This window comes from Streptococcus sp. HMSC36C04 (assembly GCF_001839535.1).
GTDB lineage: Bacteria > Bacillota > Bacilli > Lactobacillales > Streptococcaceae > Streptococcus > Streptococcus hominis.
Genome location: NZ_KV841581.1, coordinates 34,991 through 59,658, shown reverse-complemented (window position 1 = coordinate 59,658; position 24,668 = coordinate 34,991). Strand labels below are relative to the sequence as shown.

Genomic DNA, 24,668 nt, shown 5'->3' with positions numbered 1-24,668 from the left:
TGTCTTCTACAACATCATGTAAAAAACCGCAAGCGACACTGACCGCATCCAACTTTAGCTTAGCTAAAATCCCTGCCACTTGAATCGGATGGATGATATATGGCTCACCTGATTGGCGAAATTGCCCCCGATGCCGATCTACCGCATAGAATAGAGCTTTTTGCACCAAGGTGACATCTTCTGATGATAAATACTTTCTAGTAAGAGCGACCACTTGATCGCCTGTTAAATTCACTTCTTTTGGCATGTTCTCTCTCCAGTTCTTCCTACCATTTTATCACTTTTAAGGCAATATGAAAACAAGGAAACACAGAAGAATGCAAAGCTTCTGTGAGAAATGGCCGATTTTTTTCAAACTGCGATTACATATAAGCCATACCCAGTAAATAGTAATTACTCTAAGTTTAGAAAAAGCCCGCCTTTATATAGGCGGGTTGTGATGGAAGAGGTGATGCTTTTCTGCATGTAGCATATCTCCGATAAATTCAACATAAGCATAAATGAGATAGCAAGCTGATACAACACCTAAAATAGCAATAAACAGCTCAAATAAGGTAGATAAAGACATGATGAACCTCCTCTCCTTACCAAGCAAAAGCAGTTTTCGCAATCTAGCCAGCAGATTTGTTTCCGTGCTTCCATCCTTTCTAGCCAAACTAGATATTTCACTTATATTATACCAAAGTTAGGAGTTAAGAACAATAGAAATGAGAGCTATTAAAGCTACTTTTTCCTACTGTATCAATTCTGTCAAAACACTAACTGCACTTAATGCGTAAAGTGGAGCTGTCTCTGTCCGCAAGATACGTGGACCTAGCCCTGCAAGTATAGCTCCTGCTTCTTCCAATGTAGTAATTTCTGCTGGAGACAGACCGCCTTCTGGCCCAAAGACAAATAAAATCCGACTTCCTATTTCAAGTCCTGTCACAGCCTTGACCAAAGCAGCAGACTCCCCCTCTTTGGCAGATTCCTCATAAGCTACAATGACGCGGTCAAACTGGCTCAAACAATCTAAAAAGTCAATTTTCTTCTCAAAAAGTCGGACTTCTGGTACCCGATTGCGTTTGCTCTGCTTTGCTGCTCCCAAAACGATTTTTTCAAGTTTTTCTGTCTTTTTAGCTAATTTCTTGCCGTCCCACTTGGCAACAGACCAGTCCGCCGGAAAAGCCCAGATAGCAGCTGCACCCAGTTCTGTCGTTTTCTGAGCCACCCATTCCAGCTTGTCTCCCTTGGGAAAGCCAGAAGCAACCGTCACATGAAGCGGTAGCTCCGCGTTGTCTGGCAATTCTTCTACCAGATTCAACACATGGCGCTCTCTATCTGCAACTCTTGCTAGACGTTTAATGCCATCTTCAAAAACCAGCACCACTTCATCATCTTCTACCAAACGCATCACAGAAAACATATGCTTAAGGGTATCTTTATCTCTGATAATGACAAGATTTTCAACCTGCCCGTTCACAAAATATTGCTGCATCTAACCTCCTATCACTCCTGAAATCTCCTTGGTTTTCTTAAAAACACAGGCATTCCACTCGCCCTGAATCATGTGGGTCTCAAGGAAAAATCCAGCAGCTTCTGCTGACTCCCGCACCAGATTCCATTTCTCAGAGATAATCCCACTCATAATCAGGTAGCCCTCATCCTTAAGCAAACGGTAAGCATCATCCGTCAGATTTACCAAAATATCCGCCAGAATATTAGCTACAATGACATCAGCCTCAATATCAACGCCTTTGAGAAGGTCGCCAGCTGCCACATGAATATTTTCAGTCCCAGCATTCAGCGCAATATTTTCCTGAGCAACACGGACAGCCACATCGTCTAGGTCATAGGCGAAAATCTCCTTGGCACCCAAGAGAGAGCTGGCAATGGAGAGAACCCCACTGCCTGTACCCACATCCAGCACCGTTTCTCCGCCCCGCAGGACCTGCTCCAGAGCAAAGAGGCTCATCTTGGTCGTCGGGTGAGTGCCCGTACCAAAGGCCATGCCAGGATCCAGCTTGATAATCTTCTCACCAGTGGTCACCTCGTAGTCCGTCCAGGACGGCACGATGGTCAAGTCATGGGTGATTCGAGCCGGTTCAAAATATTTTTTCCAATTGTCCGCCCAATCTTCCTCTGCCAGTTCCTGACGAGTCAGCTCAATATCTCCCGTCTCCAAGCCGAAGCCGTCTAGCTCAGCCAGTCGCTCATTGGCCTGAGCTGCAATATCCTCTATATCCACCGAATCCGGATAATAGCCGGTAATCCTGACCCGCTCGCTCTGCTCAACTTCTGGAAAAAGCTCACCGTACTGGTCAACCTGCCCCAGATAATCTGCGCTGTCATCAATAGCCACGCCTTGACTGCCTAAATCAATCAGAATATTGCTGACCACTTCTTCCGCCTCACGGCTGACCGTAATGGTTAGTTCTTGCCAAGTGTTCATATGTCATTCCTTTCTTTTAATACTCTTCGTCATATAAACCATATCCATGCCCTCTTGCTCTGGTTCAGTATGCGTTTGATGATAGCCGCATTTTTCATAAAATTTGACCATAGGCTCATCTTGGAAAACCGTACATAAATCCCACTGAGTAATCGTCGAAAATGTTTTCTCAAGCAGGTGAATCCCTTCATAACCATAGCCTTTTCGCTGATACTGAGGTAAAATCGCAGCTGTCCCAAGCCAACCTTCTGTTCGCGCATCGTTGGTCTGCAAGCGAAGAAAGCCAACAATTTCCTCTTCGTCTTTGACAAAATAGTAAAAACTATTAGGACGTTCCACCAACTTCCACTTAATCCGCTCCCTATCTTCCAGATAAGGATCATACTGGTCATGATATTTTTCGTAGACAGCTTTAAAACTAACACGTTGAATACTGATAATGGTTTCTAAATCTGTAGCTTCTGCTTGTTCTATATGAATCATCTCTGCACCTCCAAATAATCTCCCAATCTACTTTTCAACTGCGGGATGACGTTTTCATCCGCTAATAATTCTTCTATATTTACTAATTTGTAGCCCTGTCCTTCGTCACCAAAGACAATCTGATCTATCAGTTCTTGACAGATAGAAGCCACCATGAAAACAGAAACTTTCTCAGGATGAACAAATCCCTGATAACATTTGACCCAAGCAATGGAATCCTCCATCAGTTCAATGCCCAGCTCCTCAAAGACTTCTCTTTTAATGCACTCAAAAGGCGTCTCGTCCTTTTCTCTCCCACCGCCGGGAAAATCCCACATATTCGGGTAAGGAATAGTCGAAATATCGTCTCTTAAAATGGTTAAAATTGTATCACCATGCAGCAAAGCAATTTTACAGCCTGAGAAATCAAACGTTTGATGCAAAACAGTCATATCGCTCATTCTTACTTTCCTCCGCACAATTAGTCGTCTTCTTGGGACACCCTTGTGTTTTAGTACCTCGGATATGGATAAAATTCCGTCTCCGTCAGCCCTGCTCTGCCTTTTTCAAAAGCTTCATTATTCCAGACGATTTCAAATTCCTCTGCCGCTGGATCTGCCAGAAAATCCATGAGAGCATCTAATCCCTCTTCGGCTGTCTGCTTCAAAAAATCCACAAAGTAGGTCAAGAATTCACGAGACAAACCTTTTTTGGGCTCGTAAGGGACAATTGTTAGATAATCCTCTGTTTCAAGGTGAGACTTAGTAGGATTATAAAAGAGAACGCTTTCTTCAAAGAAAATGTCTTCTGTGCTACTTTCTCCATCCACATCTAACAGTTCGATGCCATTTGCATTTTGCACTTCTAAGAGAAAGGACACTTCTACGGCATGATTCTTCTTATCCCAGTTTATCTCATAGTCAAATGGAAAGCATTGCCCCATTTCTTCATTTAATATATCCAAAAATCCATATTTAGCCATAGCCAGCCTCTCTCTAATCCTTTAAAATGTGTTAAAATAGATACAACTATAGTAACATAAATTAGAACAGTTGAAAAGAATACCAATAAGGAGGAAAACGTATGCCAGACAATTTAGCGATTCGCATGCGGCCTAAAAATATCAATCAGGTCATCGGTCAGAAACATCTGGTCGGTGAAGGAAAAATCATTCGTCGCATGGTGGAAGCCAATCGCCTGTCTTCCATGATTCTCTATGGTCCGCCAGGGATTGGCAAGACTTCAATTGCTTCGGCTATTGCTGGAACTACCAAATTTGCTTTTCGGACCTTTAATGCTACTGTTGATAGTAAGAAGCGTCTGCAAGAGATTGCGGAAGAAGCCAAATTCTCTGGTGGTTTGGTGCTGCTGTTAGACGAGATTCACCGCTTGGATAAGACAAAGCAGGACTTCCTCCTCCCTCTGTTAGAAAACGGTCTAATCATCATGATTGGTGCCACAACAGAAAATCCTTTTTTCTCCGTCACTCCCGCTATTCGCAGCCGGGTACAGATTTTCGAGTTGGAACCTCTGATAAATGATGATATTAAACAAGCCATCCAAACAGCCCTGACGGACACCAAACGAGGCTTTGACTTTCCTGTCCAGCTAGATGATGACGCTCTGGATTTCATTGCCACTTCCACGAATGGAGACTTGCGCTCAGCCTTTAATTCTCTAGATTTAGCAGTTCTCTCTACTCAATCAGATAATACAGGCGTTCGCCATATCACTCTGGATATTATGGAAAACAGCCTGCAAAAGAGCTACATCACTATGGACAAGGACGGAGACGGGCACTATGACGTTCTGTCCGCCTTACAGAAGTCTATTCGCGGGTCTGATGTCAATGCCAGTCTCCATTATGCAGCTCGCTTGATTGAAGCCGGAGACCTTCCCAGTCTTGCACGACGTCTGACGGTCATCGCTTATGAGGACATTGGTCTGGCAAACCCCGATGCTCAGATTCATACGGTGACTGCACTTGAAGCCGCTCAGAAAATCGGATTCCCAGAAGCTCGCATCCTCATTGCCAACATTGTCATTGACCTAGCGCTCTCTCCTAAGTCCAACTCGGCCTACGTAGCCATGGACAAGGCGCTCTCTGACTTGCGCCAGAACGGAAATCTCGCTATCCCCCGTCATCTACGAGACGGTCATTACGTCGGAAGCAAGGAGCTGGGAAATGCGCAGGATTACAAATATCCACATAACTATCCTGGTAACTGGGTGAAACAAGATTATCTTCCTGAAAAAATAAAATATGCCGATTATTTCATTCCAAATGAAAATGGAAAGTATGAACGAGCCCTTGGCATGACTAAAAATAAGATTGATCAATTAAAAAACAACTAAAAAATCGTGGTATCGTTTGCAAAAAATCAATTTTTTCTCTTGAATTTTTCAAAAATTGTGGTATCATAATTATAGAAACGCTGTGGTGTACGACTTCACACTTAAGTGTTGACCGACTATTTTTTGTATTATTAGGGAAACAAAAGACTTCTAACAGCTTGCAGGCCGTTTCACGCGGAAGCAGCTTCAGTTAGAGCGAGTTGCCCACCTGCTTAATTGCGCGGGTTCAATACAAATCGTGAAGGTCCGGCACCAATACAGCTTTTTCTGTTGCCTCCTTAGCTCAGTTGGTAGAGCAGTGGACTCTTAATCCATGGGTCACAGGTTCGAGCCCTGTAGGGGGCATAATAAAATTTAAGTAGAAAGCCTATATGATAGGCTTTTTTGTTGTTCCCACTTATAATCTTCTAACCTTGTTATAGTTACAAAAAATAATAAAACAGCCTTTTTTGTTTCACAAAAAGCCATACTAAAATTCTCAAACTATCTATTTCCTTTCTTGACATCTCCCATCAAAAGAGTTAAAATGCTTTCATTATCAAACTATACTATATAGGGGATGTAGATATGAAATTTTCTAATTGTTTATTGCTATTCCTTGCAGGAACTGTTCTTGTTTTTTTAGCACTTTTTCTATTTACAAACCCAGTAGCTAATCTTGTTGCTTACAGCTGGTGGGTTGCATTTGGTTTACTGGTTGCTTCTATAGCAGCTATTTTAGGCTATTTCTCTGTACCAAAAGAGCTTCGCTCACCTGTTTATCTTTTCCAAAGATTATCAACCTGCTCTTAGCTATTTACCTCGTTGCTTATGGATTGTGACCTTACCTTTCATCATTCCAACCATTTTAGGAATTTAGTTAATTGTAGAAGCCATTATTGCTTTCTTTAAAGGTAATTGTCTAGGACTGATTTTCTCTGCTATTGGCAATAACATCATGTGGATGACGCTACTTGTATTTCTGCTTAGATTAGTCATTTTGTTCAATCCAATAGCTACAAGCGTCTTTGTCATTTATGCCGTTGCTTTTGCATTTTTAATTGCTGGTTTTACCTATATCGTTGATGCCTTTCGTAAATAATCTAGCTGCCATTTTGGGCATATTAAAATAGCTGGGAAGTTACATTCTCAGCTTTTTCATATCTTATTTGTCACTTTTTCGCATTCCATTCAGCATAGAATTGATCTAAGTATTCTTCCAAAAAGCGATGTCTACTTTCTGCCATTTTTTGAGCAGCAGCGGTATTCATCATGTCTTTTAATTTGAGTAATTTCTCATAGAAATGCATGATAGCTGAACTCTTCCCAGTACGATATTCTTCCAATGTCATGTTTTCTCTCGGCTGCAAATCTGGATCGTGAATCGGTCTCCCTATATGACCTGAATAAGCCATAGCGCGTGCTATTCCAATCGCTCCAATCGCATCCAAACGGTCAGCGTCTTGAACAATTTTCCCCTCCAAAGTGCTGACATTCTTCTGTTGATGACCACCTTTAAATGACATCGTTGAAATAATATCCAGCACATGAGCTATTTCCGCATCTGAAGCCTGATGATTCTGTAGCCATTGCTCAACCTTTTGCAAGCCCACCTCTTCATTCTCATTTAATTTCCCGTCAGCTATATCATGCAGCAAGGCAGATAGCTCACAAATAAAAGCATCTGCTTGTTCTTGTTTGGCAATTTCTACAGCATTGTTCGTGACACGCACAATATGCCACCAGTCATGCCCGCTCATCTCGTCTTTCAGTTCAGCATAAACAAAATCTCTCGCTTCTTGAAGAATTTTCGCTTGTCTATCCGTTATCATCTGTCACCCTTTTTATTTATATACACAAAAATCTCGAAGCGATTTCGAGATTTTTTGATTGAACTCACTTTTCAAGCCCAATCGTTTTCATTTTTTGTTGAATTTGTTGATACACGTGATTCCAGTCATTTGGATTTGCAATATCTAAATCATCCGTTGCAATTCTCATTTTAGGACTATAATTGTAATCTTCATACCAATTTTGATAGTGCTTGTAAAGCAGCTGATAGTAGTCAGCGAGCCCATTTTCTTCATTTGGTTGCTCATAATCGCGACCACGTTTTTTGATATTGTTCATAATATGATCGAAACTTCCGTCTAAATAAATCAACAAATCTGGCGCCTTCTTAGGCAAACCTTGGATTTCTTCCATCATATTGTCCAAAAGTTCCAAGTAGATATTGTACTCTTGCTCACTAATGCTGCCTTTGAGGGTATTGATGTAAGTAAACAGAGCATCTTCATAAATAGAACGATCTAGAATGTTATTGTCATCATGATAGGCCGCTTTAATCATTTTAAAGCGTTTGTTTAGAAAGTAAATCTGCAAAGCAAAACCATATTTATCAGGGTCTTCATAATATTTATCCAAAATAGGATTTTCTTCTACCGGTTCAAAAAATGGCTGCGTTCCTAATTCCTCGGCTAATCGATAAGTGTAAGTCGTCTTACCTACCCCAATCATGCCCGCTAAAATAATCACTATCTTCCTGCACCTCCCAAATCTATCCAATATCAGGTTATCAGCCTCAGCCTAACCACCATATATTGTGCCAAAGAAGATGATAACACAATATATTGATGACGTCAAGATATAAAACTTCTAAATGTATAAACAAAAATAACCTTGTACAAAGAAGCACGATTAGCTCCAATACAAGCATTATTTTTAGGATTCTCCATTTGTGACAGTAAATTTGATATGCGAATAATCTTTTTCTAAATCTTTCCCTTTCAAAAAAGCTGTCGCATCTTTTTTAATCTGAACGAGGTCAATTCCTTGCGCCTGTGCTGCAAATACACAACCACAATAACATTGGCGGTAAATGTCGTACTCCTCGCACATTTCGACTGAGCGCTTATAGCCTTGATTTTTCTTGAAATCACTAGGAAGATACTGCGTTGCATAAACTTTCTGTACTTCAATTCCAACGCTATTGATTGTCTGCGAATTTTTATGAGGACTGATTGTCAAGGCGCTTCCAAAATAGTCAAATCCCAAATCAACCGCCACTTGCGCTGTCTTATCCAAGCGATAATCATAGCAGACTTTGCAACGATCGCCACCTTCTGGCTCTTCTTCCAAACCGTGTACTGTCCGGAAAAATTCTTGTGGCTCATAGGGAGCTTCTAAATATTGAACATGATTACCAGTATTTTCATTGAAATCGTGAACAAATTTTTGGGCAACATAGGCACGGCGTTGGTATTCTGCCTTAGGGTGAATATTTGAATTGGCAAAATAAACCGTCACGTCCGCATACTGGGTTAAATACTCCAGCGTATAAGTTGAGCAAGGTGCACAGCAGGTGTGCATCAAAATCGTAGGACGCTTCTGGTCTGCTTCCCAAACTTTGACTATTTTTTGCATCACGCGGTCGTAATTGATCTTTTGATTGGGATTCATTTTACTCAGAATTTCTTCAACATCAATCATTGTTTTCTCCTTAGAAATGTATCACTATTTTACCACAGAAAAGGAGCAGAGACAAATAGACAAAAGAGAATGGCTTTTTCAAACAGCATTAATTTATCAAGCAAGAAAAATAAAGTTCTGGTTCTTTTGGCTCTCTTTGTATTGATTGTACATGTACCCAGCTAAAAACTTTAAAAAAAGTGAGTTTGGATTTATCAAATCCAAACTCACTTCGCTTTTTATATCCTTCAAAAGCACGTTTGCGCTTCAACATAAAAGCAATCTCGTGCAACATTAAACATCGTTAAGAGCTGTATGAGAAAAACAAATCTTCTCTTATTCATCAAATAATTCGTTGATTTTCTAGCTTGTTTTACTCTTTAAACTCTCTATATCTTAAATTACATCATCCCGCCCATCATACTTGGATCCATTGCTGGAGTTGGACTGGCTGGTTCTGGTTGGTTAGCAACAACTGCTTCAGTTGTTAAGATGAGGCTCGCTACTGAAGCTGCATTTTGAAGGGCAGAACGAGTAACCTTGACTGGGTCAATAATCCCAGCATCAATCATGTTCACCCATTCACCTGTAGCAGCATTAAAACCAGTTCCAGCTTCCGAATTTTTCAAGCGGTCAATGACGATAGAACCTTCAAATCCTGCATTCAAAGCGATTTGGCGAACAGGTTCTTCTAACGCACGAAGAACGATGTTGCGACCAGTTGCTTCGTCACCTGACAACTCTAGCGCTTCAACGGCACTTAAAACATTGACAAAGGCTGTTCCACCACCTGAGACAATTCCTTCTTCAACAGCGGCGCGAGTTGCATTGAGGGCATCTTCAATGCGGAGTTTCATTTCTTTGAGCTCTGTTTCTGTTGCAGCACCAACTTTGATGACAGCCACACCGCCTGACAATTTCGCTAAGCGTTCTTGGAGCTTTTCACGATCAAAGTCAGACGTAGAACTTTCGATTTGGGATTTGATAACACCCACACGGTTTGCAATCGCTTCGGAATCACCAGAGCCTTCAACGATAACAGTGCTATCTTTGTCCACAGTCACTTTTGAGGCTTGTCCAAGCGCTTCAATCGTTGCATCTTTCAATTCCAGACCAAGATCTTCTGTAATCACTGTACCGCCAGTCAAGATAGCAATATCTTCTAGCATCGCTTTACGACGATCCCCAAATCCTGGTGCCTTCACAGCGACTACATTGAAAGTACCGCGGATTTTATTCAACACAAGAGTTGGAAGAGCTTCACCGTCTACATCATCTGCGATAATCAAAAGCGGACGGCTTGTTTTCAAAATATTTTCCAACAAAGGAAGAATTTCTTGAATATTAGAAATCTTCTTATCTGTAATCAAAATATATGGATTATCTAAGTCAGCAACCATTTTTTCATTGTCTGTCACCATGTATTGGGAAAGGTAGCCGCGGTCAAATTGCATTCCTTCAACAACGTCCAGTTCTGTTTCCATTCCTTTTGACTCTTCAATAGTGATGACACCATCATTGCCAACTTTTTCCATAGCTTCAGAGATGTATTCTCCGACTTTTTCAGAACGTGATGAGACAGCTGCAACTTGCGCAATCGCTTCTTTATTAGAAACCGGAACAGAATTTGCTTTTAAGGCTTCAACAGCTGTTGCAACAGCTGTTTCAATACCACGACGAATGCCAATTGGGTTTGCACCAGCCGTTACATTTTTAATCCCTTCGCGGACAATGGCTTGGGTCAGGACAGTCGCAGTGGTTGTTCCATCACCAGCAATATCATTAGTTTTTGAAGCAACTTCTGACACCAACTTAGCGCCCATATTTTCAAAATGATCTTCGAGTTCGATTTCTTTTGCAATGGTGACACCGTCATTTGTGATGAGTGGTGAGCCAAATGATTTTTCAAGAACGACATTGCGCCCTTTAGGGCCTAAGGTTACTTTAACGGTATCTGCCAAAATATCAACACCACGCACCATGGCGCTTCTTGCATCCGCTGAAAATTTAATATCTTTTGCCATTTTTACAATTCCTCTTTCTATAAATTTTTATTTATTCAACAATCGCTAAAATATTTGCTTCATTGACAACGAGGTACTTTTCTTCGCCGTCTTTAACATCAATTCCCGCGTGGCTTTCAACGAGAACGGTGTCACCAGCTTTTACGCTTGGCGCAACGAGTTCACCGTTGAGTGTACGAATCCCTTCCCCGACAGCCACAACTTTTGCCGTCTTTGTGGCATCTTGTCCTGCACCTGCAATGACAAAACCACCAACTTTCTGTTCTTTTTCTTCTATTTTTAAGACCACACGGTCACCTAATGGTTTAAGCATTTGTTTACCTCCAATATCTTGTTTTAGCACTCCATTATTGCGAGTGCTAATATTTACATTTTCTATTGTATCACTTGGTCAGAAATAGTCAAGAAAAAAACTCTGTCAAACGACAAAGTTTTTAGGGGGAAAGCAAATAAATTTTTATCGAACCAATCTTAATTTTTCTTCAAAATCATCAATGACTTTTTTAAGATTCAATCGTCCTTTATAAATACCATAACCAAAGACAAGCATTGCTAGAATCCCTAGGACCGCTAGGATCGTTCCAGCAATAAAGGCAATAAAATTGGTCTGACGGAAGAAATAAACCAGAACAAGACCGATACTAGCAATAGTAAAGAAGAGACTAAACCAACGCCCTAGATTTTCAATCATGTGTTTTTGGTATTGAATTTCCGTTTCATAGCCTTGAATCAATTCTTGTTCTGTCATATTTTTCTCCTATTTAGTATTTCAATCCTGGGTTGAAGAAGCCAACCAATACACCAAGGAAAGCAATTACTACAAGAAGCAACATTACTTTGATAGGTGAGAGATTTTTCTTAGCCATTAACCACCAGCAAAAGACGATAAACAAAGCTGTCAATAAACCTGGATAAACACCGTCTAATTGGCTTTGTAAAACCAAGAAGGCTTTCCCTGAAGAATCTTTCAATTTGAAAGCTGTCTTAACAGGTACCCATGTCGCTGCAACCGCACCGATGACCATACCACCAATGATAGACACAGACTTACGGATAGCTTGTCCTTGAGGGCCTACAAGAAATTCAACTGCTTTATCTCCTAGTTCGTACCCTTTAAAGTAGGCGAATTTCATACCAAAGTAGGCGAGCAAGTTCCAAACCACGATATAGAAAATCGCACCAAGTGGTGAGCCACCATTTGACAAACCGAGAGCAATACCTAGTATAATCGGAATCAAGGTACCAACAATCAGTGAATCACCAATTCCTGCAACAGGTCCCATGAGACCAGCACGAAGACCGTTAATTGTTTCATCATCTACTCCATCAGCCCCATTCGCACGCGCTTCTTCTAAACCTGCTGTAATCCCTACAATCAATGCACCTAATTGCGGCTCCGTGTTAAAGAATGCGGTGTAGGTGTGCATTGCTTTTGCTTGATCTTCTTTTTTAGAATATAATTCTTCCACAATTGGTAGCATTGAAGCCAGATATCCAAAGGTTTGCATGTGTTCTTGTGAGAAGCAAGTTAAGTTCCCATAATACCAATGATGAAAAGATTTTCCTAATGTTTTTTTCGTTAATTTAACCATTTTAAATATCCTCCTCATCGTCATCATCAAAACTTGCACTAGCAGCCGCTTGTGCTCTTACATTTTTCGCCATTTGAATTTCATAGAATAATACTGCAAAGATTAATGAAATGACTGCACAAGATACAAGGTTAAGTCCTAATGAAGCTGCTAAAGTAAATCCAACAAAGAATGGAATGAAATCAACAGCTTTTTCAACGATTTGTTTTAAGAGGATGGCAATTCCGACACATGGAAGGAGAGAGCCGACCGTAAAGAGGGTTTTCATTGGAATACCATCCAATGGAAGAGCTGTTTTTAAAGCAGTAACCGCATCGGCACCTAATTTACACATAATAAGCGTTGGCAAGAATGAGAATACTAAATGGGAAATCCATGGGAAGCCCCAGTCTACCACATATAAGCGTTTAAATTCACCTTTTTCAACAGCTTTCCAGCCAATATGTTGCCAAAGTAGATTCATAGTAGCTGTACCATAGAAAAGAACTGTACCGACTGTACCAACGAGTGTTCCCATTGATTTAGCCAAGTTAGCAGCATCTGCAGAATCAAGTGACAGTCCTTGTGATTGAATAGCAACCATTGCCAGAGGAATCCCAATATAAGAAACCGCACGAACGTCAGCTGAAACAGTACCGCCAGGTGTTACCAAAGCAATGTAAACAAGTTGCATCGCAACCCCACAGATGATACCTAATTTCACATCTCCTAGGATCAGTCCTGAAACGAGACCACCTACAAGTGGGCGTCCAAGAGTATAGTTACCAATGGATGTACCACCTAGTCCAGGCATGGATGATAGACAGGCAAATAACCCTAATAAAGCGGCTTGAAACCACGAAATTGTCATAATAAAGCCTCCTTAATGCTTATTATATTTTATTAAAAACCGAATTTAGACTTGAAATCGTCCCAATAGCCAATAGACACATCTGGTAAGAGTTGGAATTTCACTTTATAGCCAGCTTTTTGAATTGCTTCAAGTGCTTCTGCTTCTTCCTGTGTAATGGATTGATTGTTTCCCAATTTAGTAGCACCCGGACGATCATTAGCTGGACCAACGATGATTTCTTTGATATCACCAGGCACAAAACCTTGATCAACTAGTATTTCTTTCATATCAATTGGATTTTTAGTAATCAAGAAATAGCGACTATCGGAATCCAATACCTTTTGTGATTTTTCTTTCCATGCTTCTTTTGTCCAAACAAATGTTTTTTTATCAGAAGCTGCTTTGTAGGCTTGTTTCAAAACTGCATTTCCTGCTGCAGCATTATTGACAGCAACTAAGCCGTCACAAGGATATTCTTTTGCCCAACGAGTTACTGTTTGACCGTGAATCATACGGTCATCAATACGTACAAATGAAATTGTCATGATAAATCTCCTTTTATTTCTTCTTAAATATCATCTTCGTCATCTTCATCACTAGCAGTCACATCAAATTCTTGCAGAGCTGCGGATGCTTCTGAGAGAATGGCTTGTGCCAAGTCTTTTCCTTCCAACATATCCTTCATTACTAAGCCTGTGAGTGCCATTGTCAAATTGAGACCACCAAGTACGACTGCCGTGTTTAACTTACCAAGTTCTGACAAAACGTTGCAAGCTGTCGTCAAAGGGCTTCCTCCGACAATGTCTGCCAACACCAAAACCGTATCTTCTGTTCCCAGATTTGCTAACGCTTGACGAAAGTCAAGAGCGAAATCATCAACAGACTTGCCTTCTTTCAGACCTACTGCAATGACTTGGTCGGTCTTATCACCAGCAAACATCTTCAATGAGCTTTGCACACCTTCTGCTAGTCCACCATGACTGACTAGTACTAGATATTTCATGTTCTTTCCCCCTTCATTTCTGTCTTTATTTTACTAAATCTGGAACCGGTTTCACATTGTCAAATGTCACTTTGTAAAGATGACATTTGTTAGTTAAAATATGACAAATGTCATATAGTTTTTCAAAAAGAAAAATAGCCAGCTTTGAGCTAAATCTCTCATCTGACTATTTTGATATTTATTCTTCGTTAAATCTCTATTTGCCTGTTTCTTCCATTTCCCTTTGAATACTTGGTAAGATACTGTCTATTTCATTGTTTTTGAGAGCATTTCCTAGTAAATAATCCAGTCGTTCCAAAGAATGATAATCTAAGTCTCTGCTAATATCTAACACCGAATGCTTCATCATATGATCCAGTCGTTGCGATGTCAGCGAATCTAGCCCCAAATCATCTGCCTGTAAAATCTTTTTCGTCTGACTGCTTTTGACAACTGATGTCAAGACAGAGGTCCCTTGTGATTTTGCAAATAGTTCTTGCTGATTTTTTTGATTTTGACACAGCAATTTCATAAACTCCCAAGCTAATTTATCCTGTTTTGTCTTTGAAGACATAGCAAAAAGAGACGTTTTCACTTGGGTCGCAGGAATGCCCGCTTTAGCGGCTGGCATAGGAATGCAGGTCCAAGAAAATCTAGAATATTTTGCCACATGGTAGGGATAGGGTTTATAGGTTCGATATTGAGCCAAACTCATGGGATAAAAGGCTACCTTACCTTCATCAAAATCATTTGACGTTACCTTGTACCGTTGATTTAATGAATCCAATTTACTGATAAAGGAGAGTGCTTGATGCATTTCCACACTATCAACATTGACACCACTTTGATTTCTCAAATGCCCCTTATAAGCTACCAGAGCCTGTTTCCAAGTATAATCCGTAATGCCATACTGGTCAATCAAACCGTCACCATTTGTATCCTTTGTGACTTTTTGACAAATTGCATATAAGTCTTCTAAAGTCCAATTGGAATCAGGAATCGAAATGCCTTCTTTTTCCAGCAAATCCTTATTGACACACATCATGATAGGATTGCTTTCAATCGGTAAAGCATAACTGTGTCCCTGATATAGCCCAGCTTGATAAGCAACTGGATAGTAAGCCGCAGCCTCCTCTTTACTAATCAAAGAATCCAAGGATTTAAAAGCCCCAGAAGCCGCTAACATAGAAAAATCATTTTCAGGCACCATAAACACATCTGGTTGTTCACCTTTTAGAATCTTTTCTGCTAGCCAATTGTCATAGTCCTTTTTAGGAATGCCGCTCTCATAGACGACTTTGACATTGGGATGTGACTTTTCAAATTGGCGGATAATATTGTCTAATACTCTATTCTCACGACTATTCGGAACGTCCCAGCTGCTGCCTGCATACACTCCAATTCGCAAAATCTTTTTTTGATTGGAAGTCCATAAAACAAAGCTAAGGGTCACTAAAAGGAGAGCCGAGACGAACATCGTCAAATACCTCATCCGCCACTTCATTTGTCATTGTCCTTACTAAAATCACGTTGGGTAACACCTGTCTGCACAGCCCAAATAGCTAATTGCGTGCGATCTCGCAAATTTAATTTCGCCAGAATGCCTGACAAGTAATTCCGCACTGTCCCTTCAGACAAGAACAACTTAGCTGCAATTTCTTTATTTGATACCCCAAAGCCAATCTGCTGAATAATCTTCCACTCAGTCTGACTCATGTCTTCCACATTTTCTTCGGCAACAGAAATAGCAAAATTGGACTGTGCCATTTGTGAAAAGATTTTAAACACTTTGGTAGCAATGTTAGGGTTAATCATAGCACCACCTTTGTAAACCGTTTGAATGGCTTGGTGCAATTCTTCAGTAGAAACTCCTTTTAAAATGTAACCAGAAGCGCCATATTTCAATGCCGAAAAGATGAAATCATCATCATCGAAAGTTGTTAGAATGATAATTTTGATATCTGGATATTGTTCTTTGACCGCCTTTGTACAGAGAACGCCATCCATAACAGGCATTCGAATGTCCATCAAAATCACATCAGGGTGTACATGATGCAGTTTGTCAAGCACTTCCTTGCCGTCACCGACTGTTCCCACCACTTCAATATCTGAATGAGCCGATAAAATAATTTGTAAAGACTCACGAATCAAGGCTTGATCATCTGCAATTAAAACTTTAATCATTCTTTCCTCCTATTTTCGGAATTTCAATATAGGTATAGAAACCGTTGCGATTTTCAAAATGAACATTCCCACCAATAATCGCCAAACGCTCCTGCATTTGTTTGAGACCGAAACCATAGTGAAGCTCATCAAAGCCGACCCCATCGTCTTGTATGGTCATGATATAATTTTCTTTTTCTAACAATTCAATCCAAATCGTCTTAGCATGTCCATGCCGCACCGAATTTGTAATGGACTCCTGAATCACCCGAAAGACAATATCCTCTTTTGCAACATCCAAATCAATCGTGTCCCATTCATAGAGAAAATGAATTTCTAAATTAGAAATGGCTTCATATTCTCGAATAATTTTGAGCAATGCTTCTTTTAAACTATTGTTTTCTAGAGCGCCGGGACGCATTTTATTGAGCGAGCCTCGCACATCACGGATACCGTCTCGCACAACCACAGAAACATTTTCTAACTGCTCCTTAGCACGATTTTTGTCAATATCCACCAAAACCTTAACCGCATCAATCCCAGCTGAAATTCCTGTCAAAGCATGCCCTAATGTATCATGGATTTCTCTGGCAATCCGCTTTCTTTCACGGTCTTCCGCAATTTTTTCAGATAAGGCTAAATAACTATTTAACTCACGATTGGCTTGCGCTGCCATCCGCAGCTCTTCTTCAATATGGTGCTTTTCGGTCATTGCAGATAAAATATAGAATAGCAAAGAAATCATAAAAACAACCAGATTTAGTGAAAAGAGAAAATTCTTTCCAAAAAGGAGTGCCATGCGAATAGATTCTGGACAAAAACGAATATAAGTATCTAACGAAGGCAATTTAACAAAAAGCGACATCAAGTCATAGTTGGATACGAGCAACATACTAAAGCTCAAAACGATAAAAGAAAACCAATATTTCCGATCTTTGGAGGTGTTAAATTCCTTGGAACCGTAAAAAATATCCGCAAAAACCAAGAGAATCAAACCATTATAAGAAGAATGCAAGACAGCAAAAATAACCAACATCAGCAAAATCTCAATAATAGTTACTTTATCATAAACAGATAGCTGATTTGGATGCTTCTCACGGTAATAAAAAACCAACAATAAGCAAACATAAAAGGCAATCGACATCCAAAAACTAAAGCTCGGCGAGCCCGGGATAGCATCCAAACGTCCTAGCAGTGAATGAGCATAGCCTTTTGCCACTACATAATTCGTTGCAAAAAGATAAATAGAAGCATTATAAACAATGGCAATAAAATTGATGACCATTAAAGCAATTTTGCTATAAAAAATACTTTTATTTCGTCTCATTATTGCCACCCTGTAATTGTATATTGCCCGATATTATCTTTATTCACCAAATGAACAGGAATGAGATATTCCTCTTTGTAAGCTTGATGCTTCATCATGCGCTCAATCACTTCTGTCACCTTTCTGCCCATTTGAATCGGAGACTGAGCAACCGTTCCTTGAATATCATTGGTGTTGGCAAGGAAATTCTTAATATCAGGCGAGCCATCTACGCCATAGATAGCAATCTTATCTGTCACTCCTTGGTCTTTTATGGCTGCGAGAGCTCCGATTGCAGCACGATCATTTAAAGACATGACCACATTAAATTGCATTCCTTCGTTCAATGCTTTTTTACTTGAGGCATACTTTCTTCCGTTTGCCCCAATGTTTCCCGCTCAGAAACCACCTGATAAGCAGGATGCCCTTTAATCGTATCTAAAAATCCTTGAATCCGATCCATCGCAGACACAGCGTTATGATGTTCCAATAGTAAGATATTCGCACTTGACAAACGTTTCATCATGTCTTTAGCTATCAGCACACCGGCTTGATAATTGTCTGACACAATAGTAGTATCAACTTTAGCATCTTTGCTAACAGGTGCATCCACGACAATAATCTTGATTCCCGCTTTTCTGGCTTTATTTAAAGAAGTCAGAATCTTTGGACTGTCACTCTTAACTGGGTTTATAACAATCACATTTACTCTTTCTTGAATAAAATAATCAATCTGTTGGCTTTGCTTGTCTTCGTCTAATTCTGGGTCTCGCACATAAATCCGACTTCCTTGTTGATTGGTTTTTTTCTCAATTTCAGCATTTAAGGTTTTATAAAAATCATTGTTCATCGTCATATAGGTCGCTCCTATCTTGACCTGCTTGCTATCTGATGAATTCCCTTTTACATAGAGGAAAACTAAGCCAGCCAATACAAGGACAAACAGAAAAAATAATAGATATTTACGATAATAGCGATATTGCTTTTGTCCTTTACCTGCTCCCATTTTTTCTCCTTATCAACATCAGTCTTAAACAGAAGACTCTGTTTTATCTAGGTTTATTATATTATATTTATACAAAAAAGCAAAACCTCGCCAAGAAAAAGAAGTGTAAAAAACTTGAAAAATCCCCCTAACTTCCTTGTTTTTAAACTCAAGTTAAAACTAAATGCAATTCTCAGACTGTTGACTTCTATCTTCCCCATATTATTCATACATCATTGAAAGCATAAAATGCTAATTTTTTCGCTGACTAGAGACAAATAGACTGGATGTTGTCCAGCCTAGCTTATCTTTATTAAAATGGCAATTCCTCTTCTTCCAGAAGCAAATCTGCCAAGTCTGCACCTGCATTATTCTCACGAAGAGCTCGCTGTGCACGGCTTTCTAATAGCTGGAAACCATTGCAAAGCACTTCTGTGACATAATGCGTCACTCCGTCCTTCTCATAGCGGCGAGTGCGAAGTTCGCCGTCTAGTGAAATCAAGCTGCCTTTACTTGCATAACTTGCCAATGTTTCGGCTAACTTGCCCCAAACAACGACATTGACGAAGTCTGCTTCTCGTTCACCATTTTGTCCTTTGTAGCGACGATTGACCGCAAGTGTTGCACGCGCCACAGATTTATCATTAGCTGTTTTGTTTAACTCTGGTGTATTCACCAAGCGACCGATTAAAATTACTTTATTATACATTTTGTTTTCCTCCTAACTATTTATTCGTAAGAGAAAAGAAAAAAATCGTGAAAATTCACGATTAAAACTTAATTTCTATTTTACTCTTGCCAATGCTTAGTTGGATCAAAGGCTGTTCCTACTACTTCCGAACTTGCTAATTCAATAATCCCACGTTTTTGCGGAGCGTTTGGCAGCTGCAGTTCGCGAGGACTACACATCATACCAAAACTCTCTTCTCCACGCAGCTCACTAGGAAAAATCAAGTTTCCCTTTGGCATCATAGCACCCGGAAGCGCCACAATCGTCTTGAGACCTACTTTAGCATTAGGCGCACCTGCTACGATTTGAACCACTTTATCTGCTGCTACTTTTACTTGACAAATATTAAGGTGGTCACTATCTGGATGAGCTACCATTTCCACAATTTCACCAACCACAAATTTCGGCTCAAGGTCATTGACCAATTCTGGCTCAAAACCTGCTTGGCTCAATTCTTGATTCAGAATTGAAATTTCTTCATCTGTCAAAAAGACTTGACCGCGTTCGGTAATATTAACAAGATTAGAAATCTGAAAAATATTCCAAGCAACCGTTTCTCCATTGTCCAAACGATAAACACGCGCTACGTTGCCCTTGCGTTCAGCAGCTAACTTAGCAGCTTGACCGTCTGCAACAATCACCATTAGCACGTCACCCACATGCTCTTTATTATATGCAAAAATCATTATTTCTCCTATATCTTCAGTTTAACTGGGCTAAAAATTCATTGATTTGCGTCTGCGTTTTTCGCTCGCGATTAACAAAACGGCCAATTTCTTGTCCATTTTCTAGGACTACTAGGCTAGGAATCCCATACACATCCCACTTTTTGGCAACTTCCATATAATCGTCACGATTGACCTCAACAAAGGTAAAATCAGGATTCTCTGCTTCAATCTCAGGCAAAAAAGGTTTAATAAAACGACAGTCTCCACACCACTCGGCTGTGAAAAAGAACACAGTCTTTCCTTCGCGTTTCACAAATGATGCCAATTCTTCTATATTTGCTGGAATAATCATTGTTCTTCCTCATAGGTCAATTCGCCATTTTCATACACAAATATGAGGTGCCGACCATCTTCATACACCACACCACCAACCAATCGATGCTCATCTGACTTGTATAATTGCACATATAGTGTGGCAATATCGCCTAGCTCAGACAAACTTTTCCGAATTTCAGCAACTAATTGCTCACGCTGCTCAGCTTCTTTTCGTTCGTCCAACGTTTTTTTAGTCGCATAAGCTGCAATCCCTACTCCTGCAAGTGCAGCCGTTGTTAATAGAATCTTTTTAGCTTTCATGACAATATTTTAACACAAAAGATAAATTGGGACAAATCGAAACACTACTGTTTTTTATCTTTGAATGCTACCCAACTATGATAGAAAATGATAAAATAAGAACAGAAAGAAGGTTAAAGATGTCAGAATTATTTTCAAAAATCAAAGAAGTAACAGAAATTGCTGCCGTTTCAGGGCATGAAGCGCCTGTTCGCAATTATTTACGTAAAAAAATGACTCCTCATGTGGACGAAGTCGTAACAGACGGCTTAGGAGGCATTTTTGGAGTGAAACATTCAGAGACTGTTGATGCACCGCGTGTCTTAGTAGCTGCCCACATGGATGAAGTTGGCTTCATGGTGAGTGAAATCAAACCCGACGGAACTTTTCGTGTGGTGCAAATTGGTGGCTGGAATCCACTCGTCGTTAGCAGCCAACGCTTTAAACTTTTTACTAGCTCTGGAGTTGCAATTCCTGTCATTTCAGGATCCGTTCCTCCACATTTGACTCGTGGAATAGGTGGACCAAGTCTACCAAGGATTGAAGATATTGTTTTTGACGGTGGATTTACTGATAAAGCAGAAGCTGAAAGCTACGGCATTCGTCCAGGCGATACGATTGTACCAGACAGCTCTGCTATTCTCACAGCTAATGGGAAAAACGTTATCTCAAAAGCTTGGGACAATCGTTACGGTGTCCTCATGGTGAGTGAACTGGTTCAAGCTCTAGCTGGACAAAAACTTGGCAATGAACTCTATGTTGGAGCCAATGTCCAAGAAGAAGTCGGCTTGCGTGGAGCCCATGTTTCAACGACTAAGTTTGACCCAGAAGTTTTCTTTGCAGTAGACTGTTCGCCTGCTGGCGACATTTACGGAGATCAAGGAGCTATCGGAGAAGGGACTCTGATTCGTTTCTTTGACCCAGGTCACCTCATGTTGCCAAATATGAAAGATTTCCTTTTGACAACGGCAGAAGAAGCAGGTATCAAATACCAATACTACTGTGGCAAAGGTGGAACTGATGCCGGCGCCGCTCATCTCAAAAACGGTGGTGTGCCTTCTACAACTATTGGTGTTTGTGCACGTTACATTCATTCTCATCAAACACTCTATGCAATGGACGACTTTTTGCAAGCACAAGCTTTCTTACAAGCTCTGGTTAAGAAGTTGGATCGCTCAACCGTTGATTTGATTAAAAACTATTGAAAAGTGTATATTTGAAAAGGCTGTGGACAGTGATGTCTCAGCCTTTTTCTGCTCTCATTTTTTTACTTATTGTTTAATCCCATTAACTTACGTAATTCGGGGATTCGTTGCAACTGTGGAACAATGAGCATTGTCACAACTACTCGTAAAGGAATTTCAAAAACAGACCATGCCCGAGTAGCGTATAGTGCAACAAAGGGTACTCCATATTGTAAATGGAGAGCTAAGGGCGTTAAAGTAAAGGTCCCCACTCCCATAACAGCGATAGTTGCTAGCGTCACCCAAAGCCAGTCTTTCTTCCGTTCAAATCGTAATTCTTTGCCATAAAAGAAATAACCATAGAGAATACCTTGCAAGGCTTCAATCAATGTAAACCAGATAATGAATGGTTGTCCCTGACTCAAAAAGAAAAAGGAAAGCATATCATATACGGCAGAAACCAGACCAGATAAAACCGGACCAGCGACACTTCCCATAAGGGTATAACCGATAAAAGCTGGACTCAGCTTCAGCAAACGAGGGATGACAAAGATTGAAAACTTCTCTAAGACAAAACAAAGAGCCACAATCATTGCGAGGGCAACCAATAGTTGCACCGATAACTTTGGCGAGTTTTTTTTCATATTCGCTCCTTTTCTTTCGGGAGCCGTCAAAATGACAGCGGATGCAATGGCCTACCGCACAAATGTTTCGTTGTATGGCAACATCCCATCCATACACACTTAACGCAGACCACTTACTCTGTGCAAACAAATTGCTCTTTCATTCTATCACATTTTAACTATTTAGAAAACCTCCTTTTACCTATCGCTCATTAGATATTTTCTAACTTCTGCAAGGAAATAGAGGGAGCCTGTGATAAGCAGCAGCTCTTTCTCTCCATGCTTGGCTTTTTTGTATTGCTCCAAATAAGGCAACCACTCTACATATGCTAACTTTTCTCGCTTTGCCAAACATTGCATTTCTCCTGTTGAAAAACTCCGTGAATCCTCAAAAGTTGTCAAAAGTACGCGAGATGTGGGAACCATTTTTAGTAAAGCAAGCATTTCATCCAACGCCTTAGTTTGAATACATGTAAATAAAATCGTTTTTTGATAATCTGGAAAATGGCTTTCTAGGGAAGCAAGCAGAGCTTTCAGTGCATGAGGATTGTGCGCCCCGTCCAGCAAGATCAAGGGTGCTTTTGAAATTTTCTCCAAGCGAGCAGGCCAATACGTTCGTTTCAATGCCCGTCGCACCTCATTTTCACTCAACAATGGTAAACCTTTCAAGCTGCAATATTGATCACACAGTTCAATTGCCAGTCCCGCATTCTCAACCTGATGAACGCCCAAAAGAACAGTTTGATAGTCCTCTTTTCGTCGAAATGCATTTGAAAAACGAAATTTTTCTCCCTCTTCTAAGCCTTGCACAGACTCCACCTGATAATCTTTCTTATATCGTATGTGGAGTGCCTGACATTGCTGAGCAATAGTGTGAATAACTGTCAGTGCTTCTGAAGAAATCTTCCCTGTCACTACTGGCACACCTTGCTTGATAATCCCCGCTTTTTGCTTGGCAATGTCTTCTAATGTCGTACCTAAAATAGCTGTGTGATCTAGTCCGATTGTCGTAATAGCTGTCAAAACCGGTTTACACACATTGGTACTGTCCAATAAACCACCCAGACCTACTTCCATTATGACCACATCTACCTCTTGCTGGCAGAAATAATCATAAGCCAATGCCGTAATAATCTCAAACTCTGTTATTTCCTGCAATATCGTATCATCTGCCTGCTTTTTTAATAACTCTTGATAAGATTGCAACAAAGAATAAAAGTCTTCGCCTGAAATAGGCAAACCATTGATTGCAATTTGCTCATTATAGTTAAGAAGATAAGGCGATGTAAACGTTCCTACACGCAGTTTCTTTGCTTGCAATAGCTGACGTAAATGTGCAATCGTTGAGCCTTTTCCATTGGTACCTGCCACATGAATGACTGATATTTGTAAATGAGGATTGCCTCGCAGCGATAATAGTCGTCGCACTCTTTCTAAGCCCAAATGTGGCTCTTTTGTTTGGTGCTGCTGCAACCATTCTAACTGTTTTTCTTTTTGTATCATTGCTCTTCTCATCCAATCTATAATGCTCTCATTTTATCATAGAAGTGGGATTTCTACAAAACAATTTACCAAAAAATAATCAAGAAAAGAAGAGAAAAGCTATTGCGCACCAAATGACTGAAAATGGAAAATTCCAAACGAAGAGTTGGCTTGGAAATCAAGAAAGAAAGTAAACTCCCTAAACCTGTATAAACAATAAAACAAGTTAAATTAGCTGGATTTCGTAAAATGATAAATAACAAACTACCTATCATAAAACTCGTTTGCGCTTGACCTTTTGACACAAAAAGATAAATAATAGATGACCGAACCTCAGGCACGAGAGCTATTACATCAACACCCAGCAAAAAAAGAGAGGAGTGGATGAACAGACTCATAAATAATTGTTGACTTTCTGAAACAGCAGCCGTCCCTTCTAAAATCATCAGATAAACTCCTATCGCATTGATAAATACTATCATGAGATAAGATAATCGCAGGAGAGGCCAATAACGAGCCGTTAAGATCTCTGATTTAAAATCTGTTAATTCTCTGGAAAAATAGCGAAAATAAGGCAAGCCACAAGAAAATAGAATGAACAAAAATACAAAACTTGACTGCTGAAAGGTCAATGTTTTGGACAACGGCGTCGTTAGCAGTACCAAAGTAATCTGTGTCAAAACGATTAGCAAACTCATTTGAAGAATATTTTTTATCTTTCTCATTTCAACTCCTTTTTCTACCTTTTTAGTATAAAATATTCCAAAGATTTCCTCAGAAGACGCCC

30 protein-coding genes, 1 tRNA gene, 2 pseudogenes and 1 riboswitch are annotated in these 24,668 nt (G+C 40.1%); of the genes and pseudogenes, 4 read left to right on the top strand and 29 right to left on the bottom strand.

Annotated features, from left to right (window positions below):
* The 7 genes from HMPREF3249_RS02035 to HMPREF3249_RS02010 all read right to left on the bottom strand — a co-directional run.
* The coding region (locus HMPREF3249_RS02035) for an HD domain-containing protein (RefSeq protein WP_142350225.1) at positions 1–247 on the bottom strand (247 nt) is incomplete at its 3' end.
* Positions 248–421: 174 nt separating this feature from the next.
* Complete coding sequence (locus tag HMPREF3249_RS09525; RefSeq protein ID WP_003028899.1) at positions 422–568, bottom strand: hypothetical protein; 147 nt, start codon at positions 566–568, stop codon at positions 422–424.
* A 165-nt stretch (positions 569–733) separates the two neighbouring features.
* Positions 734–1,477: a 16S rRNA (uracil(1498)-N(3))-methyltransferase gene (locus tag HMPREF3249_RS02030; protein ID WP_059221198.1), complete on the bottom strand. Its 744-nt coding sequence runs from the start codon at positions 1,475–1,477 to the stop codon at positions 734–736.
* On the bottom strand, positions 1,478–2,431 hold the full coding sequence (prmA, locus tag HMPREF3249_RS02025) for a 50S ribosomal protein L11 methyltransferase (RefSeq protein WP_059221199.1): 954 nt from the start codon (positions 2,429–2,431) through the stop codon (positions 1,478–1,480).
* A 3-nt stretch (positions 2,432–2,434) separates the two neighbouring features.
* The gene (locus tag HMPREF3249_RS02020; protein WP_059221200.1) at positions 2,435–2,914 is read right to left on the bottom strand and encodes a GNAT family N-acetyltransferase; all 480 of its coding nucleotides are present in this window, start codon (positions 2,912–2,914) and stop codon (positions 2,435–2,437) included.
* Positions 2,911–3,354 (bottom strand): NUDIX hydrolase, encoded by a 444-nt coding sequence (locus HMPREF3249_RS02015; RefSeq protein ID WP_024052633.1) that lies wholly within the window; start codon positions 3,352–3,354, stop codon positions 2,911–2,913. Before HMPREF3249_RS02015 ends, HMPREF3249_RS02020 begins: the two co-directional genes overlap by 4 nt.
* Positions 3,355–3,404: 50 nt before the next feature.
* A complete protein-coding gene (locus HMPREF3249_RS02010; RefSeq protein ID WP_049533305.1) occupies positions 3,405–3,875 on the bottom strand; it encodes a DUF3013 family protein in 471 nt (156 codons plus the stop codon).
* Positions 3,876–3,976: 101 nt separating this feature from the next.
* Between HMPREF3249_RS02010 and HMPREF3249_RS02005 the strand changes: the two genes are divergently transcribed.
* From HMPREF3249_RS02005 to HMPREF3249_RS09140, 3 genes and pseudogenes are all read left to right on the top strand, one after another.
* Positions 3,977–5,248 carry a replication-associated recombination protein A gene (locus HMPREF3249_RS02005; RefSeq protein WP_049516989.1) on the top strand — a complete coding sequence of 424 codons (1,272 nt, stop codon included), beginning with the start codon at positions 3,977–3,979 and terminating at the stop codon, positions 5,246–5,248.
* 272 nt (positions 5,249–5,520) lie between these two features.
* A tRNA-Lys gene (locus HMPREF3249_RS02000) sits at positions 5,521–5,593 on the top strand.
* A 222-nt stretch (positions 5,594–5,815) separates the two neighbouring features.
* Positions 5,816–6,329: pseudogene (locus tag HMPREF3249_RS09140) on the top strand (DUF308 domain-containing protein).
* A gap of 70 nt (positions 6,330–6,399) precedes the next feature.
* On the opposite strand, the gene HMPREF3249_RS01990 reads toward HMPREF3249_RS09140, so the two are convergent.
* The 19 genes and pseudogenes from HMPREF3249_RS01990 to HMPREF3249_RS01900 form a co-directional block, all read right to left on the bottom strand.
* On the bottom strand, positions 6,400–7,059 hold the full coding sequence (locus tag HMPREF3249_RS01990; RefSeq protein ID WP_049533303.1) for an HD domain-containing protein: 660 nt from the start codon (positions 7,057–7,059) through the stop codon (positions 6,400–6,402).
* 64 nt (positions 7,060–7,123) lie between these two features.
* On the bottom strand, positions 7,124–7,762 hold the full coding sequence (locus HMPREF3249_RS01985; protein ID WP_003026903.1) for a deoxynucleoside kinase: 639 nt from the start codon (positions 7,760–7,762) through the stop codon (positions 7,124–7,126).
* Between the two features lie 186 nt (positions 7,763–7,948).
* Positions 7,949–8,716 carry an epoxyqueuosine reductase QueH gene (locus tag HMPREF3249_RS01980; protein ID WP_059221202.1) on the bottom strand — a complete coding sequence of 256 codons (768 nt, stop codon included), beginning with the start codon at positions 8,714–8,716 and terminating at the stop codon, positions 7,949–7,951.
* 88 nt (positions 8,717–8,804) lie between these two features.
* Positions 8,805–8,969, bottom strand: coding sequence for a hypothetical protein (locus HMPREF3249_RS09520; protein WP_158255649.1), 165 nt, complete (start codon positions 8,967–8,969; stop codon positions 8,805–8,807).
* Between the two features lie 127 nt (positions 8,970–9,096).
* Positions 9,097–10,719 (bottom strand): chaperonin GroEL, encoded by a 1,623-nt coding sequence (gene groL / locus HMPREF3249_RS01970; RefSeq protein WP_059221204.1) that lies wholly within the window; start codon positions 10,717–10,719, stop codon positions 9,097–9,099.
* A 31-nt stretch (positions 10,720–10,750) separates the two neighbouring features.
* Positions 10,751–11,032, bottom strand: coding sequence for a co-chaperone GroES (gene groES / locus HMPREF3249_RS01965; protein WP_049533301.1), 282 nt, complete (start codon positions 11,030–11,032; stop codon positions 10,751–10,753).
* 144 nt (positions 11,033–11,176) lie between these two features.
* Positions 11,177–11,467 carry a hypothetical protein gene (locus tag HMPREF3249_RS01960; protein ID WP_049533300.1) on the bottom strand — a complete coding sequence of 97 codons (291 nt, stop codon included), beginning with the start codon at positions 11,465–11,467 and terminating at the stop codon, positions 11,177–11,179.
* A 13-nt stretch (positions 11,468–11,480) separates the two neighbouring features.
* A complete protein-coding gene (locus HMPREF3249_RS01955) occupies positions 11,481–12,311 on the bottom strand; it encodes a PTS system mannose/fructose/sorbose family transporter subunit IID (protein WP_003070729.1) in 831 nt (276 codons plus the stop codon).
* Between the two features lies 1 nt (position 12,312).
* Positions 12,313–13,161, bottom strand: a complete 849-nt coding sequence (locus HMPREF3249_RS01950; protein WP_003028530.1) for a PTS mannose/fructose/sorbose/N-acetylgalactosamine transporter subunit IIC — start codon at positions 13,159–13,161, stop codon at positions 12,313–12,315.
* A 32-nt stretch (positions 13,162–13,193) separates the two neighbouring features.
* Positions 13,194–13,688 carry a PTS sugar transporter subunit IIB gene (locus tag HMPREF3249_RS01945; protein WP_003028529.1) on the bottom strand — a complete coding sequence of 165 codons (495 nt, stop codon included), beginning with the start codon at positions 13,686–13,688 and terminating at the stop codon, positions 13,194–13,196.
* 23 nt (positions 13,689–13,711) lie between these two features.
* Positions 13,712–14,146 (bottom strand): PTS sugar transporter subunit IIA, encoded by a 435-nt coding sequence (locus HMPREF3249_RS01940; RefSeq protein WP_003028528.1) that lies wholly within the window; start codon positions 14,144–14,146, stop codon positions 13,712–13,714.
* 196 nt (positions 14,147–14,342) lie between these two features.
* Positions 14,343–15,629, bottom strand: coding sequence for an ABC transporter substrate-binding protein (locus tag HMPREF3249_RS01935; RefSeq protein WP_037593416.1), 1,287 nt, complete (start codon positions 15,627–15,629; stop codon positions 14,343–14,345).
* Positions 15,626–16,309 (bottom strand): response regulator transcription factor, encoded by a 684-nt coding sequence (locus tag HMPREF3249_RS01930; protein WP_003038995.1) that lies wholly within the window; start codon positions 16,307–16,309, stop codon positions 15,626–15,628. The genes HMPREF3249_RS01935 and HMPREF3249_RS01930 overlap by 4 nt, the downstream gene beginning before the upstream one ends.
* A complete protein-coding gene (locus tag HMPREF3249_RS01925) occupies positions 16,302–17,615 on the bottom strand; it encodes a sensor histidine kinase (protein ID WP_059221206.1) in 1,314 nt (437 codons plus the stop codon). Before HMPREF3249_RS01925 ends, HMPREF3249_RS01930 begins: the two co-directional genes overlap by 8 nt.
* Positions 17,615–18,600 (bottom strand): annotated as a pseudogene (locus HMPREF3249_RS01920) (sugar ABC transporter substrate-binding protein). The gene HMPREF3249_RS01925 and the pseudogene HMPREF3249_RS01920 overlap by 1 nt, the downstream one beginning before the upstream one ends.
* A 292-nt stretch (positions 18,601–18,892) precedes the next feature.
* Entirely contained in the window at positions 18,893–19,288 is a 396-nt protein-coding gene (locus HMPREF3249_RS01915) for a single-stranded DNA-binding protein (protein WP_003028522.1), read from the bottom strand.
* A gap of 80 nt (positions 19,289–19,368) precedes the next feature.
* Positions 19,369–19,995 (bottom strand): YtpR family tRNA-binding protein, encoded by a 627-nt coding sequence (ytpR, locus tag HMPREF3249_RS01910; RefSeq protein WP_049533296.1) that lies wholly within the window; start codon positions 19,993–19,995, stop codon positions 19,369–19,371.
* A gap of 16 nt (positions 19,996–20,011) precedes the next feature.
* Complete coding sequence (locus HMPREF3249_RS01905; RefSeq protein ID WP_003028520.1) at positions 20,012–20,329, bottom strand: thioredoxin family protein; 318 nt, start codon at positions 20,327–20,329, stop codon at positions 20,012–20,014.
* Positions 20,326–20,613, bottom strand: coding sequence for a DUF4651 domain-containing protein (locus tag HMPREF3249_RS01900; protein WP_059221210.1), 288 nt, complete (start codon positions 20,611–20,613; stop codon positions 20,326–20,328). The genes HMPREF3249_RS01905 and HMPREF3249_RS01900 overlap by 4 nt, the downstream gene beginning before the upstream one ends.
* 119 nt (positions 20,614–20,732) lie before the next feature.
* Here HMPREF3249_RS01900 and pepA point away from each other — a divergent pair, with 119 nt between their 5' ends.
* Positions 20,733–21,797 carry a glutamyl aminopeptidase gene (gene pepA / locus HMPREF3249_RS01895; protein WP_059221212.1) on the top strand — a complete coding sequence of 355 codons (1,065 nt, stop codon included), beginning with the start codon at positions 20,733–20,735 and terminating at the stop codon, positions 21,795–21,797.
* A gap of 62 nt (positions 21,798–21,859) precedes the next feature.
* Here pepA and HMPREF3249_RS01890 read toward each other — a convergent pair whose 3' ends face one another.
* The 3 genes from HMPREF3249_RS01890 to HMPREF3249_RS01880 form a co-directional block, all read right to left on the bottom strand.
* Positions 21,860–22,420 (bottom strand): folate family ECF transporter S component, encoded by a 561-nt coding sequence (locus HMPREF3249_RS01890; protein WP_003039137.1) that lies wholly within the window; start codon positions 22,418–22,420, stop codon positions 21,860–21,862.
* 33 nt (positions 22,421–22,453) lie between these two features.
* A riboswitch (THF riboswitch) is annotated at positions 22,454–22,543 on the bottom strand.
* A gap of 54 nt (positions 22,544–22,597) precedes the next feature.
* On the bottom strand, positions 22,598–23,902 hold the full coding sequence (locus HMPREF3249_RS01885) for a bifunctional folylpolyglutamate synthase/dihydrofolate synthase (protein WP_070867462.1): 1,305 nt from the start codon (positions 23,900–23,902) through the stop codon (positions 22,598–22,600).
* A 65-nt stretch (positions 23,903–23,967) separates the two neighbouring features.
* Positions 23,968–24,606, bottom strand: coding sequence for a hypothetical protein (locus tag HMPREF3249_RS01880; protein ID WP_070867461.1), 639 nt, complete (start codon positions 24,604–24,606; stop codon positions 23,968–23,970).
* Positions 24,607–24,668 lie beyond the last annotated feature (62 nt).